Below are 18,458 nucleotides of genomic sequence, written 5' to 3'. Positions count from 1 at the left end.
ACAACTTTCGCTATTCACTACGGTGCAGTGGCCACCAACAGTCTTCTTATAACCAGGCGATACCGCTTTATATCAAAAGCTTGTCGCGTACTTGATCATTGCGATGATGTCGCCGCGCGCTCAAGCGTAATCTCCAGGCCCGACTTCAAAGTTGTCAGGTAAAGCCCGTCACGTTGTCGGCTGAAGAACTGGATTCTTGAGCCTTCCTTGCCAGTGATGGAAATTCCGTCGGGGTCGGGAAACCAACCGACCGGCGTCTCTTCCAGCCAGGCGCCCAAGCAGTCGGCGCCCTCGCCCAGGGTCTTGTTCACTTGCAGATCGATGATGCAGATGTTGGACGGTTTGTCCTGGTGCGCCTGAGCGTCCGCCACTTCGTTGCGAGCATTCAGTGTCGCCTGCCAGTGGCCGGCAAATACCGAGGGTTCTTCGAGTCTAAGGCTGCTTGCCATGGTTGCTTCTCCAAAAATCATTACCAGTGCGGGCATCAGCCACGCGACAGTCTTGCGGGCAAAAGCGCTGTACGTCATAGGATTATTCGCTCCGGCGCGTAGCCTTGCTTACAGGGTAACGCGATGCAAGGGAAGAAAGCGGCGCTCGCACGCCGCTTTCTTTTTACATCACGCCACGATGTCGCTGGTTGCTGCCTGGCCCACGGTGCTGACAGCAAAGTCAGCCACGCCGTGCCCGGAGAAGTCCACCGACAGCAGGCTGTTACCGCCCGACGAGGTCAGAATTGCATCGCCGGCTGCACCGGTGAAGCTGCTGACGAAGTGCAGGCCGGCACCTTTGGTGATGCCGGTCAGGTCGATTTTGTCCAGACCGCTGACGAAATCGAGGATCTGATCGATGGCACCCGGCTTGGAATCGGAGCTGGCTGCGAATACAAAAGTATCCGAACCTGCGCCGCCCCACAGTTTGTCGGCACCACCAGCACCGTAGATGATGTCGTTGCCGGCACCACCTTTGAGCTCGTTGGATGCACTGTTGCCGATCAGCAGATCGTTGCCCGAACCGCCGATGGCATTCTCGATGGTCACGCCTTTGGCGATCGAGACGTTACCCACCAGGCCACCAACATCGGAGAACGAGGCTTCATTGAGGTTGATCTTCTGGTTCTGGGTGAAACCCGAGAAGTCGAAGGTGTCCTTGCCGCCCGCATCCCACACCGAGAACACCAGCTTGTCGCTCGACGACGAGGCGCTGAGGAAGTCGCGGCCAGCATTGGAGTTGAAGCCGTAGGTGGTGTCACCGGTACGGGTGTTCATGTTGGCGCCGTAGAGCTTCTGGATGGCGGCGATATCGTCCATCAGTGGGCCGGACGAATACGCTTCGACGCCGCCCTTGCTGAAGTTCTGGTTGGTATTGCTCTCGCTCCAGTAACTCATGACGCTGTAGCCGCGGGTGTCTTGCCCGTAGGACGCGTCGTTGTAAGTCGGGTTGCCATTGCCGGCGTTGTAGTCGCCAGGATGGGCCAGACCGAGGCTGTGGCCGATTTCGTGAGTCAGGGTCTGACGACCGTAGTTGTTCAGATCCGGGGTCTTGTTCTGCGTGTAGCCACTGTTGATCAAGTACCACGACGTGCCGTCGTAACCGTTACCGGTGCCCGGCAGATAGGCGAACGCTGCCGCGCCATCCTGGCCACCGCTGTAGTTACCGAAGGTCATGTGGCCGTCGCCGCCCGAGGCTTTCTCGGTGAAGGTGACGTTGGCCACGTCCGCCCAGGATTGCATGGCGAGCTTGGCCTGGGCTTGCTGTTGTGCGCTGAACTGACTGAACCCGGTGACACCGAGGCCGCTGAAGTTAGCGGTTTTGGCAGTCAGAAAGGTGTAGGTCAGTTCGATCTTGCCGCTGTGATCCAGGTCGTTCCAGTGGGCACCATCACGCAGCAACTGCGTTGCGGCCTGGTCCACGGAGAAGGAGGGTTTGCCATTGACCGTGAGGTTGCCACCACGATCGTATTGATGGCTGAAGCTATCGATCTGGTTGTACGCCGAGCTGGCTGCGGCCAGAGGTTGCGGCGCCGCGGACAGCTGGAAAGCCTGTTCGGCGGTATCAATAGCGTTCGCTTTAACTTTCGACATAAACACACTTCCTTGTTTAGCAATGGAACAGTTTTTGTCCGATAGGACTCTCTCTGGCGAGATCGTCCTATCACTCGCCCAATGAAGGCATCAGAAACCTGACACAATTTGAAATCTGACGTCTAGCGTTTTTTTGAGATCAAATTGAACTGTTTGGTAAAACTGCCGTAAACAAAGCGTGCGCGCTGGGAAGAATGTTTTAGATGGCGATTTCTCGCCTAATTGTCTGACGATTTTCTATTTAATTATTAAATATCGGTAAGTTGTTTTTTGTTAGATGCGTCTCACTTTTCTGCACTTTATTAGTGCAAACACTAATGCCAGCGCTTTGACATCAATCCTTGTTTGCGACGACCTGTAGGAGCTGCCGAAGGCTGCGATCTTTTGATTTAGTTCTTGGAAGAAAAGATCAAAAGATCGCAGCCTTCGGCAACTCCTACACGGAGATGTCTTTAGCTGCCGGTGCGGATTTTGTTCCAGACGCGGGTGCGGATGCGGTCGATGTTCAGGGGCATGGCTTCCAGTGCGAATAACTTGCCCATCATTTCCGGACTCGGGTACACCTTGGTGTCGTTCTTGATCGCCGGGTCGATGAGGCTGTCGGCCTGTTCGTTACCGTTGGCGTAGTGCACATAGTTGCTGATGCCGGCCATCACTTCCGGGCGCAGCAGGTAGTTCATGAACGCGTAACCGGCCTTCTCGTCCGGCGCATCGGCGGGCATGGCGACCATGTCGAACCAGATGGCGGCGCCTTCCTTGGGAATGTTGTAACCGATGTCGACACCGTTCTTGGCTTCTTTGGCGCGGTTTTCCGCTTGCAGGATGTCGCCGGAAAAACCGACAGCGACGCAGATGTCGCCATTGGCGAGGTCACTGGTGTACTTCGAGGAGTGGAAGTAGCTGACGTAGGGCCGTACTTTCATCAGCAATGCTTCGGCTTTCTTGTAGTCCTCGGGATTCTTGCTGTGGTGCGGCAAGCCGAGGTAGTTGAGCGCCGCCGGGAGCAATTCCGGGCCGTTGTCGAGGATCGCCACGCCGCACTTTTGCAGCTTTTCCATGTACTCGGGCTTGAAGATCAAGTCCCAGGAATCCACGGGCGCGTCATCGCCCAGTACGGCTTTGACCTTGGCAATGTTGTAGCCGATGCCAGTGCTGCCCCACAGGTACGGGAAACCATGTTCGTTGTTCGGATCATTGACCTGCAACGCCTTGAGCAGCACCGGGTTGAGGTTCTTCCAGTTCGGCAACTGGCTCTTGTCGAGTTTCTTCAGCGCCCCGCCCTGAATCTGGCGGGCCATGAAGTGGTTGGACGGAAACACCACGTCGTAACCGGATTTGCCGGTCATCAGCTTGCCGTCGAGGGTTTCGTTACTGTCGTAAACGTCATAGGTAACGCCGACGCCGGTGTCCTTCTGAAATTTTTTGGTGGTGTCGGGAGCGATGTAATCGGACCAGTTGTAGACCTTCACCGTTTCCGCTGCCTGGGCGAGGGAAACGGCGAGCATCAGCGGTGCCAGAGCGAGGGTTTTGCGGATCATGGATCGATTCCTGTGTAGGTTTTTTTGTTGGCAGGCAATCAAAGATCGAAAAATCAGAAAATCAGCACGTAAGTCTTGCGCACGGTCTCCTGGATATCCCAGATGCCGAGCGTGTTGGCCGGCAACATCAGTGCGTCGCCACCTTGTATGTGCAGGGTTTCACCACCGCCGTCGGGGGTGAACGTGCAACGCCCGGAGATGAAATGACAGAATTCCTGAGCAGTGATCTGTCGACGCCAGCGGCCCGGCGTACATTCCCAGACGCCGGTTTCGACGCCGTCATCGCGCTCGACACTGGTGGTCGAGGCAATCGCCACCGGCTCGCCGAGTGGCACGGCGACCGGGTTGGATTCGTCCAGCGGCAATGTGGCGGTGTTCTTGAACTGCGTAATGCTCATGGTCTGACCTGTCTTTTAAAGAGAACGGCGTTAGTGCATGAAACCTTCCATGAAACCGGCGACCTGGCTGGCGAGTTTGCGCCGCCATGGCGCGGTTGCCGGATTGGCCAGGGTCTGGTCTTCGTGGACGAAGCTTTTGATGATCGCGTTGTAACCGAGCCATCGGCATGGCTCCGGCTCCCAGGCGCGCAACGCGTGTATTGCGCCATCGGGCAGCACCCACGGCTGCTTAACCAGTTCGGTGTCGCGCTCCAGAATCAAATCCGCCAGCGTACGCCCACCGAGATTGCTGGCGCCGACGCCCTCCCCGCCATAACCACCGGACAGCGCGATGCCGTTGGCGCGATCGCAGAGCATGTGCGGTTTGAAGTGCCGCGACATGCCGAGGTTGCCGCCCCAGGCGTGAGTGATCTGTACGTTTTTCAGTTGCGGGAACAGTTCACCGAACAGATAGCGGCGCAGCTCGACCTCGTCGCGCGTCAGGTCGAAGTTATGGCGCAGCTTGCCCGCGAACTGATAGCCGCCACGGGCGCCGAAAATCAGACGGTTGTCAGCGCTGCGCTGGCCATAAGTGACCTGACGACTGAACTCGCTGAACGCTTGGCCGCGGTTGAGGCCAATTTCATCCCAGGTCGCCGCGGACAACGGCTCGGTGGCGACGATCAGGCTTTGCACCGGTAACTGATAACGACCCAGTGGTGGCAAGGTCACCGAATAACCTTCCACGGCTGGCACGATCCAGCGGCTGCGCACGCTGGCCTTGGCAGTGCGCAGACTGCCGGATTGCCAATGAGTGACCGGGCTGTTTTCGTAAATCTTCACACCCATGGCCTGCACGGTCCGCGCAAGACCGCGCACCAGTTTTGCCGGATGAATGGTTGCCACATGCGGCGCGTAAATGCCGCCGTAAGGTTTGGCGATGCGAATCTGCTGCGCCAGTTGCTCAGGGCTGAGCCAACGATAATCGTCGTCGGTCAGGCCTTGGGCGTGCAGCGTGCGGAGGTATTCCCGCAGTGTGGCTTCTTGCTCCGGATAACGCGCAGCGCAGTAAAGCACGCCGCCCTTGCGGTAATCGCAGTCGATGCCTTCGCGTTCGAGGACAACTTCCACCTCATCGGGAATGCTGTGCAGCAGATCAAAAGACGCGCGGCGCTGCTCGGGCGACAGGCCTGCGAGCAGACGATCTTCGCCCAGCAGATTGCCCATCAACCACCCGCCATTGCGCCCGGACGCACCGAACCCGGCGGTTTGCGCCTCGACGATGGCGATCTCCAGCCCCGGCGCGAGCTTCTTCAGGTAGTACGCGGTCCACAGCCCGGTGTAGCCGGCGCCGATGATCGCCACGTCGACGTCCAGGTCCCGCTCAAGCTCGGGCCGCGCGGTCAGCGGCTCGTCGAGTTGGTCCATCCACAAACTGATAGTGCGCCACGCCGGCATGCAAGACTCCGCCACTGAAAACCTTCGATGGCGTCGATCCTAGTGGCAGTGCTCAGGACAAGTCTTGCGCGCGTGTCCGCAAAGAAATTTGTTTCGCGTAAGCCTTCGGCGACTGCCCGGTGTGCTGGCGGAAGCAACTGTAAAACGCCGACAGCGAATTGAATCCGGCGGCGAAGGCCAGTTCATCGATACGTACCGGAGGTCTGGCGTCGTCCAGTGCGCGCAGCAAATGCTGCAACCGCGCCTGATTGACGTAGCGGTAGAAGCTCTGCCCAAGCACTTGGTTCAGCAGGTAGGAAATCTGATTGCGGCTGTACCCGCACTCCTTCGCCACGCGTTGCAGGTCGAGTTCGGGATCGAGGTAAGGCTGCTGTTTGTCGAAATACTGCTGCAGATCGTCGGCCATGAAGCTCAATTGACGCGGCGACAAACCCAGGCGACTGACCGCCGGACGCTGACTCGATGCGCTGGCGCCTTGGGTTTGGGCGCGCACGAGTGAAGCGTACTCGTTGACGCGCCAGATCAGCCCGTCCCTGACCGTGATGGCCTCGCTGGAACGGAACGACACCAGGCCATCGCCGCCGCGCAAGGTCACTTCGTATTGAATGAACGCGGTGTCGCCATCGATGCGAATGCGGTCGCAATGCTCAAGCAGCTCGTCGGATTCTCGCGGCATGCTGACGCGCACGTACTCGCGCAACTCGTCGAGTCCGAGTACGCGATTCTGGAAGAAATCGTTGTATTGAATGTCCGGGTGATACAGCGCCATCACGGCGTCCAGGTCGCGGTGTTTCCAGCTCAGGTGGTAGCGCATGACCGTGGCGGCTGTGGCCTGGGTCTGTTCTGGGCCGTCGTTGTCGGCTTGCATAAAGGGCTCAGCGAAAAAGAATCGAGCTTGCCCAAGTTCGGCACAGGCTTCAATCACTAATCCGTAGTGGCACTTTGGCGATGATTGTGTAGGCCGTGACTTACATCAAAAAAATGCGAAGCAATCGCCAAATGAACTGAAAAATCTCACAGGAAATTCACACGCGGATGCTACTTTTAATGTCAGTTACCGGTTGAGCCAATGAAGGCTCTTCCCACCTAACATGAGCAAAAGGAATCGCTCGATGAAGAAGGCGGGCAACACATGAATAAAGGGTCAAGCAAAGTCACGTTCCCCAACGCCTGCCAGTTGATGCGCTGGCATTTTCATCCTATGGGTTTCGAGGCAACAATGGATGCGCCGGGTAGCATGATCGCTCGCCTGTTTGATCGAGCCAGTGGCGAAACCATGATCGCCATTGCCGGCATTCCTTGTGCCACGGTGATGAATGCAGCAGATGTCGAGCGAATTATCGAGGCAGTGGAGGATGAGCTGGAGGCTTTTGTTCCTCCAGAGCTATTGAGGAGTTACGCATAATCAATTGATTTAAAACGAAAAAGCCCGCATTGCTGCGGGCTTTTTTGTGCTTATGCGTTTGCCTTTTGTGTGCGGTGATCGGCAAAAAACGCTTTGCCCTTGGCGACCCGATCAGAGGCGCGTGGCATGTTCACCGCCTGGTTCTCTTGCGGCTCGACGTACCAGTAACAATGGCTTACGGCGCGAGTAATGCCCACGTAGGCCAACCGCAGGATTTCGTCCTTTTGCGAGCTGTCGTATGGCTCGCTGTCGCCACTTTTACCCAATCCGGCCATGCGATAGACCTGGTTTTTGTAGGGCGAACTGGTCAGATGCTGGCAATCGCCGAGCAGAAAAACAGCATCGGCTTGCAGTCCTTTGGCGCTGTGGTAAGTCAGTTGCTTCAAGCGCCGGGCTTCATGGGGTAAGCTCGAATCAACATTAACTACAGGCTGAATATGCTGCTCAATCAATAACTTATCGCTGCTTTTTCGATAGAGCATCAAGATTGAATGGCCCTGACGGTAGTGCTCGACGAGCCGCTCGCCCAGGTCTTGGTCGTCGCGCTCCATCACATTGACCGGCTGCAATGGCTTGGGCTCACCGCTGGCCTTGGCTTTCTTGCCGGGAATTGCCGGCGCTGCGCGAACGATGTGTTCGGCCGCATCGATGATGTGCTGATGACTGCGGTAGTTGTCGCTGAGCATCACCCGTGTGGTGCTCGGTGAAGGAAATTCCTTGTTGAACTCCATGAAATAGCTCGGCGAGCTGCCCCGCCAACCGTAAATCGACTGCCAGTCATCACCGACGCACAACAAGGAAGAGCGCTGCGCGCCCCGCCCGACATGCATGGACGGGCCACGGCTGCGGATTTCTGTAAGGCTGGCACGGATCCACGAGACGATCTGCGGCGATACATCCTGAAATTCGTCGATCATCAAGTGCGACATGGGTCGCAGCAGCTCATCACTCAACAGTTTCAAATTCTCCGGCGAATGCTCGCTGAACAGGGCAAACATCCGGTTGTAGGTCATCACCGGCGGTTTCTGATCGAGCAGGTGATCCTCAAACGCACGCCAGAACAGACTCAACGCCTCGAAGAAAAAGCGATCAGGGTCATCCTTGGCGAAGCTCATGCGGCCAACGGCATCCGGCACGTCGAGCCCCAGGTTTTCAATAAAACCTGCGGCGGCGACAAAACAGTCGAGCAACGGCGCGGAAGCGAGCTCGCCTTTGACCTTGTAATCAAAGCCTGGGCCAGCGCTCGCATCACCCGCCAACGTTGCCAGAACACGTTTGGAATAATCGTAACTATCGAGCCATATCAATGGCTTACGACAGAAAGCTTGAAACAGGGTGCGCTTGACTGCCCACTCTGCGCGTAGCGAAAGCTTGGCGTTCGGGCGGCAGATTTGTGCGTTCTCGCGCGGATCAAAACCAAGCACAACCCACGCATCGAGGCTGGGAATGTAGCCATGGCAGTGGAACGTCGAGCCGTTGATGTCGAAGGTCTGACGCTTAGGCTCGATGCCTTTGATTGGCCAGGCGCCGGCGCGAAACCACAGGTCCTCAATGGCATCGCACAATTCTTCATCGCGCTTGGCCGCCAGCTCAGTCACTGCCATGCGTTTTTGCACGTCGGGGTGCTCGCGTTCCAATTCCTTGAGCTGCATCCCCGCTCGGGACAACGGCTGAATCAATTGGCGAAAGCGCTCGTCCTCGTTGAACAAACGGTGGTAGCAGGCATTGAGTTGCTGACGCTGGGCATCGTTGATACGCAAATCAAATGGATTGCTGTCGACGTCGTCATCAGCGCCCTGCGTCCGCTGACTGAGGTTTTCGAACGCCTGCAAACGCTCAAACCCCGGCAGGCTGCGTACCATCGGCAGAATGCGCGAGTGAAAGGTGCGCACCAGTTCCCGGGCTTGCTGAAGGCTCAGCTTCTGTCCCCACAGCGCAAACATTTCGAGCAGTTTGTTGATGAAATCCTTGCGCGACTCGCGGGTGAAGGTCACCACCGTCATCGAATCGAGTTCAAAGCCCAAGTAGTGGCTGAGCAACAGAATCCGCAGAACCAGCGTGGTCGACTTGCCCGCACCGGCGCCAGCCACTACGGAAGTCGAAGGCGTATCACTGAGAATCATCTTCCATTGCGCTGCGCTCGGCTGCGCGTGCTCGGGCAGTAAACGCGCGACGTCGGCCTTGATGCGCTTTTTCAGTTCGGCTGTCAGTGGAAGGCGCCAGTTGTCGAACAGATGGTTATCAACACTTGGCGGTCGGTGTTCGGTGCTGCGACTGTCGCGGATCAGCAGGACTTGTCGCCCTTCTTCCAGGCCTTCGAGTTTGCCCTCGTTGAAGCCGTACTCGACGCCAGCGGTGTGACCGCTGCGAAAGCCATCGGCTTGGCCATGCAACCACGATGCGCGGTGCTGCGCGCGTAAACGCGTCAGACCATGGCCAAAGAACCGTGCGGCCAGGCGTTTCAGCCACGGCATTTCGGCAAGTGGGCGAAGTTCGGGAGGAAGATCGGGGGTGTGTTGCGCCACGCTGACGGGCTCCAGTGTGTGAGGCTGTTGATGGCTATGGTGTCTGCATTTGCCGTTGAGTTCTAGCGAAATGCTTGCGGGTCATTGGCTTAGGCGATGAACTGAAGGTGAGATGAGAGCGTTTCGAGTTGATTCTCATCGATAAATTCGATCCTGATGCCGCACTTTTTACGCTTTTTATCGATGTTTTACTGATAGATGATCGCTGCCATAAACCACAGGTTTCAGGAGACGATCATGCTTGAACTCAGACCTTTCAGCTCGCTGGGTGGCGCCCATCACGGCTGGTTGGATGCCCATCACCACTTTTCGTTCGCCGAGTATCACGATCCGCAGCGCATGAACTGGGGCAACCTTCGGGTGTGGAACGACGACATCATTGCCGCCGGCACCGGGTTCCCGCAGCACCCTCACCGCGACATGGAAATCATCACCTATGTGCGTGAAGGTGCGATTACCCACCAGGACAACCTCGGCAACAAGGGCCGCACTGAAGCGGGTGACGTGCAAGTGATGAGCGCGGGCACCGGTATCGCGCACAGCGAATACAACCTGGAAGCCAAAGACACCAAGATCTTCCAGATCTGGATTTTGCCAACTGAAACCGGGGCTCCACCGTCGTGGGGGGCGAAACCGTTTCCAAAAGGTCAGCGCGAAGGTTTTGTGACGCTCGCCAGCGGTAAGGACGGTGATGACCAGAGCTTGCGCATTCGTGCGGATGCGCGTTTGGTGGCGGCGAATATCAGGGCTGGGGAAACCGCTGAGTATCGTCTGGATGAAGGGCGTCGTGCTTATCTGGTGCCGGCGACTGGCGTGATTGAAGTCAATGGCTTGCGTGCGCAGGCTCGAGACGGTGTAGCGGTTGCGCATGAGCGGGTGCTGACGGTTACGGCAATCGAGGACAGTGAGATCGTGCTGGTTGATCTCGCCTGATTTCATGACTGGCGGGCAAAAAAAAGGGGCAACCACAATGGTTGCCCCTTTTTATGGCGCGCATTCGCTGAACATCACTTGCTGGCGATGGCGCCATCCACCAAGGTTTGCGCTTCGACCACCAGTTGCTTCAGGTGTTGGTCGCTGATGAAGCTTTCGGCGTAGATCTTGTAGATGTCCTCGGTACCCGATGGGCGTGCCGCGAACCAGCCGTTTTCGGTCATCACTTTAAGACCGCCAATCGCCTGATCGTTACCCGGTGCATGGCTGAGGATGCTCTGGATTTTCTCGCCTGCGAGTTCGGTCGAGGTGACTTGTGCCGGTGACAGTTTGCTGAGCAACGCTTTCTGCTCCGGGTTGGCCTTGGCGTCGACACGTACCGAGAACGGCTCGCCCAGTTCATCGGTCAGGGCGCGATAGGCCTGACTTGGATCGCGGCCAGTGCGGGCGGTCATTTCGGCAGCGAGCAAGGCCGGGATCAAACCGTCCTTGTCGGTGCTCCATACACCGCCGTCCTTGCGAAGGAACGAAGCCCCTGCGCTCTCTTCGCCACCAAAACCCAACGAGCCGTCGAACAAACCTTCGGCGAACCATTTGAAACCGACCGGCACTTCGTACAGGCGACGGCCCAGGCGCTTGGCAACACGATCGATAAGACCGCTGCTCACCACGGTTTTACCCACGGCCGCATCGGCGCGCCATTGCGGACGGTTCTGGAACAGGTAATCGATGGACACGGCCAGATAGTTGTTCGGTGCCAGCAAACCACCGGACGGCGTGACGATGCCGTGACGGTCGTGATCCGGATCGCAGGCAAACGCGACGTCGAAGCGCTCTTTCAGACCGATCAAGCCTTGCATCGCGTGGCTGGACGATGGGTCCATGCGAATCTGGCCATCCCAGTCAACGGTCATGAAGCGGAAAGTCGCATCGACTTGCTTGTTCACCACATCCAGGTCCAGGCGGTAGTGCTCGGCAATGGCCGACCAGTAGCGCACCCCTGCTCCGCCCAGCGGATCAACGCCGAGACGCAGCTTGGCGTCACGGATCGCGTCGAAGTCGATCACGTTGATCAGGTCGGCAACGTAGCTGTTCACGTAGTCGTGACGATGGGTCGTGCTGGCCTTGAGTGCCTGCTCGTAGCTGATGCGCTTGACGCCGGCCAGTTTGTTGGCCAGCAGTTCGTTAGCCTTGGCTTCGATCCACTTGGTGATGTGTGTGTCGGCCGGGCCACCGTTGGTTGGGTTGTATTTGTAACCCCCGCTTTGTGGCGGATTATGCGACGGCGTGATGACGATGCCGTCGGCCAGGCCCGAGGTGCGGCCACGGTTGTAGCAAAGAATGGCGTGGGAAATTGCCGGCGTCGGGGTGTACTCGTCGCCCTCGGCGATCATTACCGTCACGCCGTTGGCCGCCAGCACTTCCAGCGCGCTCGCCCCGGCCGGGGTCGACAAGGCATGGGTATCGATACCGACAAACAACGGGCCGGTAATGCCCTGAGCCTCGCGGTACAGGCAGATCGCCTGGCTGATGGCCAGAACGTGCCACTCATTGAAACTCAAGTCGAAGGAACTGCCCCGGTGACCGGAGGTGCCAAACGCTACGCGCTGGGTCGAAACCGATGCATCAGGCTGGCCGGTGTAATAAGCCGTTACCAGTCGCGGGATGTCGACCAACAATTCTGCCGGTGCCGGTTTGCCCGCAAAAGGACTGAGTGTCATGCAAAACCTCTGAAATAGAGTGGTTCAGGAAATACAGCGCAGTTTACTGGCAGTTTGACCGCAGTGCGATGGGATGTATCCGAGACATCCCGGAAGTTTTTTAACATCAGCCGTCGGGCGCAAGGCGCAACGCATCGCCCAACAACCCGACGACATCGGCCAGATCGTGCTCACCATGGGTCAGCGAGCTCAGTCGCAGATGGTGCTCATGCAGGCCCTGCAGACTGAACAACTCCCCAGGCGCAATAACGATCTGCTGCTGGAGCAGGCGCTGAAACACGCTGCCCATGTTCACCGGTCGCAACGACCGCACCCAGACAGTCGCCCCACCCTGCGACTCCTCAATCGCCAACGCATCGCCCAGCCGCTCGCGCAATAACTGGATCAATTGCGTGCGCCGCTCCTTGAGCATTCGGCGCAGCACGGACAAGTGCTGATCCAGCCGACCGCCGCCCAGCAGCCTGGCAATCGCCTTCTGGCGAATCGGCGACAAGCGGAACGCGCGCAGCAGGAAATGGCGTTGCAACTCACTCCGCCAATGGTGCGACAGCACAAAACCGAAAGGCGCTTCCGTACCGACGTACTTCTCAAAGGTGGAAAACACCAGCAAGCGATCAGGATCAAGCCAGTCGCGCAAGCGATGGGAGTCGTTGCCTTCATCGAGTTCGCTATAACAGTCGTTCTCCAGCACCCAGGTGCCATGGCATCCGAGCAGATGCGCGATCGCCTGTCGATTGGTCCGGGACAGCGGGCTGCCCTGAGGCATGCTCAGCGCCGAAGACAACAGGATCAAGCGCACCGGCTCACTCTTGAGCAATGACTCCAACTGCTGGGGATCAATCACGCCCCCGCCAACAGCGGCAGCTCGATAACACGCACTTCGGCAGCGTCCAGCAAACGCAGGATCACCCAGTCACACGGAGATTCGACCACCACGGTGGCCCGTCGCAGCTCAAGTACCGAAGATCAGTATCTCCAGCACGCCGCGCAGATCCGCCCCGATGTACACGTCCTCTGCCTGCCAGCTATTCAATGCCGAGGTGGTGTAGCGCGCCGCAAGGGCGGTACGCAGCTCAAGTTCACCACTGGGTTGTACCTGAAGCGGCGGTTGGCGCGGATATTGGCGCAATAGCTCGCGCTCGAGCATCAGCAATGGACTGTCCAGCGGTTGCAGCGAAGTCGGGTCGTCGGCGCTCAGTACACACATGCCGATGCGTCTGGCGTTGACATAAACGGCTTCAAGCAGATCACTGGCGCTGCCAGGCGACATCAGGGTTGGCGCTGATTGCGCGTAATATCCAGATTTGGCCACCGAGTAGACACGCCCCTCCTTTTCCAGCAACGAGTACGCATACTGGATGGTCGAGATCGATACATTCAAGCGATCCGCCAGTTGCCGTAAAGAAGGTAAGCGCACTGCCGGGCCGGCCCCCGATTCGTCGATCAGCAGTGTCAGATAGCGATACACCGCCTGATAAACGAAGTCGTTTTCCCGCGACGCTTTCACAAGTCCGCACCCGTGGGCATGGATTCATGCTCTGGCAAATGGCTCACGCTCAGCCTTCCGCCGATCGATCGACTGGCGCGCCAGTACCCGCCTCGCCTGGACTTGCTGCCTGCGACACTGGCTCGCCGGGGGCGGGTATGCGGATCGGCCCCATGGCGTAAAGACGCACAATCAATTTGACCGGCAAGCCACTGACATCCGTCATCCATTTCAGTACCTGATCCGACGCATGCAGCCCCTGCATCGCCCGATGCAGGTCCGGCATTGCCACCAACATGCCCGGATGGCAATTGCGCAGAAATCTTTCAAGTCCGGCACCGGCATCGATAAACGGTGCAAACATCAGGCACACCAACTGGATCTCGTTGAGATCAAAGTTTTCCAACAGGCAGCCTTCCGCGTGCTGGCGCAGTTGATCGGGGTCCTGCAGATTGCCGAAACTGGCGAGCAATTGTTCGCAAACCGGCTCTGGCACCTGCTTGCGGCGCATCGTCAGCAAGCAGCTTTGCAGGTAATCGCTGATTCCGGCCTCATAGGTTCGACCCTCGATGAAGCGCGCCTGCAAGCCTCGTAAATGGGCGACCACCAAAGGATCTGCGAACTCGTCGTCACCTTGATAAAGCGTGAGTTCATCTGCCTGAACGCCGAGAAACTCGCTGAGCAAAGGCCAGCGTTCCTCCAGCTTGCCGACAATCATGTCGTTGATTTTGATGAAACTGGTGCGACGACAGGCCTCGAATTGTCCCTCTGGACGCCACGCTACCCGCTCTTCGTCCGTATAGAATTCGCGGTAGTAATCCCCCCAAGCCCGTCAAGCAGTGGAAACAGCGCTTCGTAGCCTGCGGCAGTCACTAACGGATCGGCAATGGCCGCTTTTTGTACGGCGCGACTCAAGCCATCAAGGAAATGAATCTGGCGGCTCGCGCATTCACTGCCAATCAGCGCGTCCACGCCGTTATTCCAGCGGGCGACCTGCCCGTAGAACTCGGCAGTCGCCAGGTAGGCGTCGTCCCACAGATCGAGAGATTGATTCCAGGTGCGGCGATGGCCGATCATCAGCAAATTGATGCGGTGAGCGTCGCGGCCCTCCTCGCTAATAAGCGCTTGGTGATCGAAAGGCAGCACCTCTCGATGATCCACCATCAGCAGTTCCACCCTTGGATCATCGTAGAGAAACAGCGCACTGAAGCTGCGATGCATGTTTTGCAGGGCCGTTTGCCCCGTGCCGTTCCAGCGTAACGTGGCGACACGCAACTGAAAGGTGCCCGGCGTTCGCCCGGCGATAGTGAGTTGTGCCGCGCGCAATAACGCCAGCGTGTAACAGCTGTCGCGTGAGCCGGACTGAACCACCATCACCTTGAAATTACCGATGTTATCCATGCCGCCCGCCGCGACTGCCAATCGCTGGATCAGCAATTGCAGGGCTGTGCGCTCTGCACGCGAAAAGAAGCTCAGCAAACGTTGCAAGACTTGCTGATAGACGTAGTTCATTGCCTGATCATGGATCGTGCTCATCGGTATTTACCCGGTATCAATAGTTTCATGCCACGCAGACCGAAAACGCGGCCGCATGACAATTCATCAATAAGTAATAGACGCTCGAATGCTAACACTTACGCAATCGTAGTTATTTGCAACACTTGAGTCGTTAAAGGTCTGCGATTCTTTGCGTTGGCCTGCCAACACCTTGTTATTGCAGGTTTTTTATTTCCTGAAAAATAGCCTAGGAAACTTCCGACAAGGTCCCACGACAATTGAGTACAAGAAAAAAAGACGCGATTTCGGAAACGCCCTACAACAATTAAACAGAAATTGACATAACGGGCAGAAGTAGCCGTTTGATATCGCACAGGACGAATTGAATGCACAGACATGGCTCATTCCTTGAGATGAAAGTAATCATTCAATTATCAGGGCTTATATGGCGATTAGAAGATACAGATCGAGAGCAAAAACCAGTTCAGTTGCTGAACGGCCCTGCGCGCTTGTCGCGCTGGGTGTCTCGTTGGGGGGAGTGAAAAACAAAGAGTCCGTGGGGCCACGGACTCTGATCTGAGCTATTAAGCCGACTCGACCTGCAAGGCGACTCGTTCGCGACATGGGCATTCGTCCATATAGCGATGTGCCTCGACAAACTCGTTGAACGGGAAAACCCGAGTCTTGAGCGGCAGCAGTACACGATCGGCGGTCAACTGGTTGATATCACGCAAGGCCCGTTGCAATGCGACGTGATCCTGAGTGATGCCCAGCTCTGGCTTACCGGTGAAGTTACCGATGCAGTGCACAAAGAACTGGATGTTCTTCTGGAACGCTGCGCAGGCCGGGAAAGGCGTCTGGTTGCCGCCTTGCAGACCGTACAAAACCAGGCTGCCACGCGGTGCAAGGACGTCACCCAACAACGACATCTGCGGGCCACCGAGACCATCGAATACTACGTCGACGCCACGATTGTCGGTGATCTTGTTGATCCGCATCAGCAGATCTTCTTCCTCGGTGACGATGACTTTCTCGGCGCCCAGCGACAGCAGGTACTCACGCTCCTCCGCCGTTTTGGTCGCCGCAATCACCCGCACACCCAAGGCTTTGCCCAGTTGTACAAAGGACGGCCCGGCGCAATGGCTGGCGTCAGTCACCAAGGCGAACTGCCCCGGTTTTACCCGTGCCAGATCAGCGTAGGCAAAGTAGGCAATCAGCAGCGGCGTGTAGTGCACGCTGGCTTCGATTGGGCTGAGTACGTCTGGATAGCGGGTCAGCGCGGTACGTGGCAGCAATATCTGCTCGCCGTAAACCGGGTAATCGTTCGCGCTCTCGGCCGGGAAACTGGCAACCTTGTCGCCCACCGAAAGATCATCTACACCGTCGCCGACGGCGGTGACCACACCGGCCATCTCGTGACCAAGGCCTGCAGGCAAACGTGCCTGAGACGAGGCCAGGTTCTGACGCCAGAGCGTGTCATACCAGCTGATGCCGATCGCTTCGACACGCACCTGCACTTCGCCAGGACCTGGCTGAGCGGCCGCATGCTCTTCGCATTTGAGCACCTCGGCCGGACCAAACTTGTGAAAACGGATCGTGCGGGACATCGCAAACCTCGTCAAAGTAACCTCTAATGCCCTGAACTCTATCTGGGCTTTTGACCCAAGACTATCAGTGGCTATTAATAGTCGACATGCCTGTCATTGATTCCGCAGTATGGGCGGCATTGGCAAAATCCATGAAAAACTGCTGTCACCGTCTCAGTAAAGCTGAATTTAGCGGTGCAGAGTACCAGCCTTTCCCCGTAATATTCATGCCGGCCATTGTTCTCATATGGCCGCTCTCGTCAAGCTTGATGACTCTGCCAGGACCCCAGATGAATCGTAATGACCTGCGTCGTGTCGACCTGAACCTGTTGATCGTATTCGAAACACTGATGCACGAACGCAGCGTGACCCGGGCGGCGGAAAAGCTGTTTCTCGGTCAACCGGCGATCAGTGCGGCGCTTTCGCGCTTGCGCAGCCTGTTCGATGACCCATTATTCGTGCGCACCGGGCGCAGCATGGAACCGTCTGCCCGCGCGGTGGAAATCTTCGCCCTGCTCTCGCCGGCCCTCGACTCGATTTCGACCGCTGTCAGCCGCGCGGCCGAATTCGACCCGGCCACCAGTACCTCGGTGTTTCGTATCGGCTTGTCCGACGACGTCGAATTCGCCCTGCTGCCGATGCTGCTCAAACGCCTGCGCGCCGAGGCGCCCGGCATCGTCCTGGTGATTCGCCGCGTCAACTACATCTTGATGCCGGGCCTGTTGGCTTCCGGCGAGATTTCGATCGGCGTCAGCTACACCACCGACCTGCCAGCCAACGCCAAACGCAAAGTCTTGCGCCGCAGCCAGCCGAAGCTGCTGCGAGCCGATACCGTGCCGGGGCCACTGAGCCTGGACGACTACTGCGCTCGTCCCCACGCACTGGTGTCGTTCGCTGGCGACCTCAGTGGTTTTATCGATGAAGAATTGGAGAAACTCGGGCGCAAGCGGCACGTGGTGCTGGCGGTGCCGCAGTTCAATGGCTTGAGTACGTTGCTGGCGGGAACCGACATTGTTGCCACCGTGCCGGATTACACGGCGGATGCGCTGACGGCCGCTGGCGGTGTGCGGGCGGAAGATCCGCCGTTGCCGACGCGCACGTTCGAGCTGCACATGGCTTGGCGTGGGTCGCAGGATAATGATCCGGGGGAGCGTTGGTTACGGTCGCGGATTCAGATGTTTTTTGGGGATCCGGATAGTCTTTAGGGATCGTCGGGAAGGCTGTTCATCTGATCATTTTTTGCTTTTCACAAACCATGGGAGATCCATTCATTTCCAGTGGATTGCTATCTATATTGGGGGCACTTCTGAGGGCATACTTGGGATGGTTTAAAAGGATGCCCCAAGCCTGAGATCGAACAGCCCCCTTCTCGAAAAGTCATACGCTGCTGCTCCCAAACCGCCGTCCAGCGCTATCCAATCACCTCAGTTTGTAGACGCGCCTCTGAAATCCTGACAATCCTTCCAGGAAAACGCCAACCACAGTGGTCGTTGGAAAGAAACAGTAGGGGTAACCATGGGCCTGTCCCGTGACAGCGGACGCCAAGAAGCTGTTTATCCAGCCTTCTGGGGCACTTCGGGCCTCGACAGCCCCGTTGTGATTATGCTGCGTTCTGCCCCCAAAACCTGATCGAAAATGAACCGATCCCTTGCCGGCGTGCTCGCCAATGACGATGAAGCATAACGAATACCAACTTAGAGACCTGGCCGAGCTACTAGCGCCGCACACTGCAAAGTCAAAAAAGATGCTCCTCGGGAGCTTGGGGCCCGCTTCACAACCATCACGCATTCCAACAGCGCATCGACCGATGATACCAAGCAGTCAACCCCAGCGAAGGTTGCCACCACTTCA

General features: G+C 57.5%; 12 protein-coding genes and 2 pseudogenes. 3 read left to right on the top strand and 11 right to left on the bottom strand.

Annotation, left to right across the window (positions count from 1 at the left end):
- Window positions 1-95 precede the first annotated feature (95 nt).
- From JFT91_RS17895 to JFT91_RS17870, 6 genes are all read right to left on the bottom strand, one after another.
- Window positions 96-527 (bottom strand): AprI/Inh family metalloprotease inhibitor, encoded by a 432-nt coding sequence (locus tag JFT91_RS17895; RefSeq protein WP_201203525.1) that lies wholly within the window; start codon window positions 525-527, stop codon window positions 96-98.
- A gap of 90 nt (window positions 528-617) precedes the next feature.
- Window positions 618-2,081 carry a serralysin family metalloprotease gene (locus JFT91_RS17890; protein WP_201233339.1) on the bottom strand — a complete coding sequence of 488 codons (1,464 nt, stop codon included), beginning with the start codon at window positions 2,079-2,081 and terminating at the stop codon, window positions 618-620.
- A 452-nt stretch (window positions 2,082-2,533) separates the two neighbouring features.
- Window positions 2,534-3,619 (bottom strand): polyamine ABC transporter substrate-binding protein, encoded by a 1,086-nt coding sequence (locus JFT91_RS17885; RefSeq protein ID WP_201233338.1) that lies wholly within the window; start codon window positions 3,617-3,619, stop codon window positions 2,534-2,536.
- Window positions 3,620-3,672: 53 nt separating this feature from the next.
- Entirely contained in the window at window positions 3,673-4,017 is a 345-nt protein-coding gene (locus JFT91_RS17880) for a cupin domain-containing protein (protein ID WP_201225642.1), read from the bottom strand.
- Between the two features lie 30 nt (window positions 4,018-4,047).
- Window positions 4,048-5,454, bottom strand: coding sequence for an NAD(P)/FAD-dependent oxidoreductase (locus tag JFT91_RS17875; protein ID WP_201225640.1), 1,407 nt, complete (start codon window positions 5,452-5,454; stop codon window positions 4,048-4,050).
- A 52-nt stretch (window positions 5,455-5,506) separates the two neighbouring features.
- Complete coding sequence (locus JFT91_RS17870) at window positions 5,507-6,322, bottom strand: helix-turn-helix domain-containing protein (RefSeq protein ID WP_201233337.1); 816 nt, start codon at window positions 6,320-6,322, stop codon at window positions 5,507-5,509.
- Between the two features lie 264 nt (window positions 6,323-6,586).
- Here JFT91_RS17870 and JFT91_RS17865 point away from each other — a divergent pair, with 264 nt between their 5' ends.
- Window positions 6,587-6,859: a DUF1652 domain-containing protein gene (locus tag JFT91_RS17865; RefSeq protein ID WP_008086496.1), complete on the top strand. Its 273-nt coding sequence runs from the start codon at window positions 6,587-6,589 to the stop codon at window positions 6,857-6,859.
- A 50-nt stretch (window positions 6,860-6,909) separates the two neighbouring features.
- On the opposite strand, the gene JFT91_RS17860 is transcribed toward JFT91_RS17865, so the two are convergent.
- Window positions 6,910-9,384, bottom strand: coding sequence for a UvrD-helicase domain-containing protein (locus tag JFT91_RS17860; RefSeq protein WP_201233336.1), 2,475 nt, complete (start codon window positions 9,382-9,384; stop codon window positions 6,910-6,912).
- Window positions 9,385-9,621: 237 nt separating this feature from the next.
- Here JFT91_RS17860 and JFT91_RS17855 point away from each other — a divergent pair, with 237 nt between their 5' ends.
- Window positions 9,622-10,317 (top strand): pirin family protein, encoded by a 696-nt coding sequence (locus JFT91_RS17855; RefSeq protein WP_201233335.1) that lies wholly within the window; start codon window positions 9,622-9,624, stop codon window positions 10,315-10,317.
- A 74-nt stretch (window positions 10,318-10,391) separates the two neighbouring features.
- Here JFT91_RS17855 and pgm read toward each other — a convergent pair whose 3' ends face one another.
- The 4 genes and pseudogenes from pgm to JFT91_RS17835 form a co-directional block, all read right to left on the bottom strand.
- A complete protein-coding gene (pgm, locus tag JFT91_RS17850) occupies window positions 10,392-12,038 on the bottom strand; it encodes a phosphoglucomutase (alpha-D-glucose-1,6-bisphosphate-dependent) (RefSeq protein WP_201233334.1) in 1,647 nt (548 codons plus the stop codon).
- Window positions 12,039-12,144: 106 nt separating this feature from the next.
- Window positions 12,145-13,545 (bottom strand): annotated as a pseudogene (locus JFT91_RS17845) (aminotransferase-like domain-containing protein).
- Window positions 13,546-13,594: 49 nt separating this feature from the next.
- Window positions 13,595-15,060 (bottom strand): annotated as a pseudogene (locus JFT91_RS17840) (hypothetical protein).
- Between the two features lie 545 nt (window positions 15,061-15,605).
- Window positions 15,606-16,628 (bottom strand): zinc-dependent alcohol dehydrogenase family protein, encoded by a 1,023-nt coding sequence (locus JFT91_RS17835; RefSeq protein ID WP_201233333.1) that lies wholly within the window; start codon window positions 16,626-16,628, stop codon window positions 15,606-15,608.
- 269 nt (window positions 16,629-16,897) lie between these two features.
- On the opposite strand from JFT91_RS17835, the gene JFT91_RS17830 reads away from it, so the two are divergent.
- On the top strand, window positions 16,898-17,812 hold the full coding sequence (locus JFT91_RS17830; RefSeq protein ID WP_242485536.1) for a LysR family transcriptional regulator: 915 nt from the start codon (window positions 16,898-16,900) through the stop codon (window positions 17,810-17,812).
- Window positions 17,813-18,458: the final 646 nt, after the last annotated feature.

It is taken from the genome of Pseudomonas sp. TH08, from assembly GCF_016651275.1.
GTDB lineage: Bacteria > Pseudomonadota > Gammaproteobacteria > Pseudomonadales > Pseudomonadaceae > Aquipseudomonas.
Note: the sequence above shows the minus strand (reverse complement) of the source record. Positions and strands in the feature narration are given on the sequence as shown.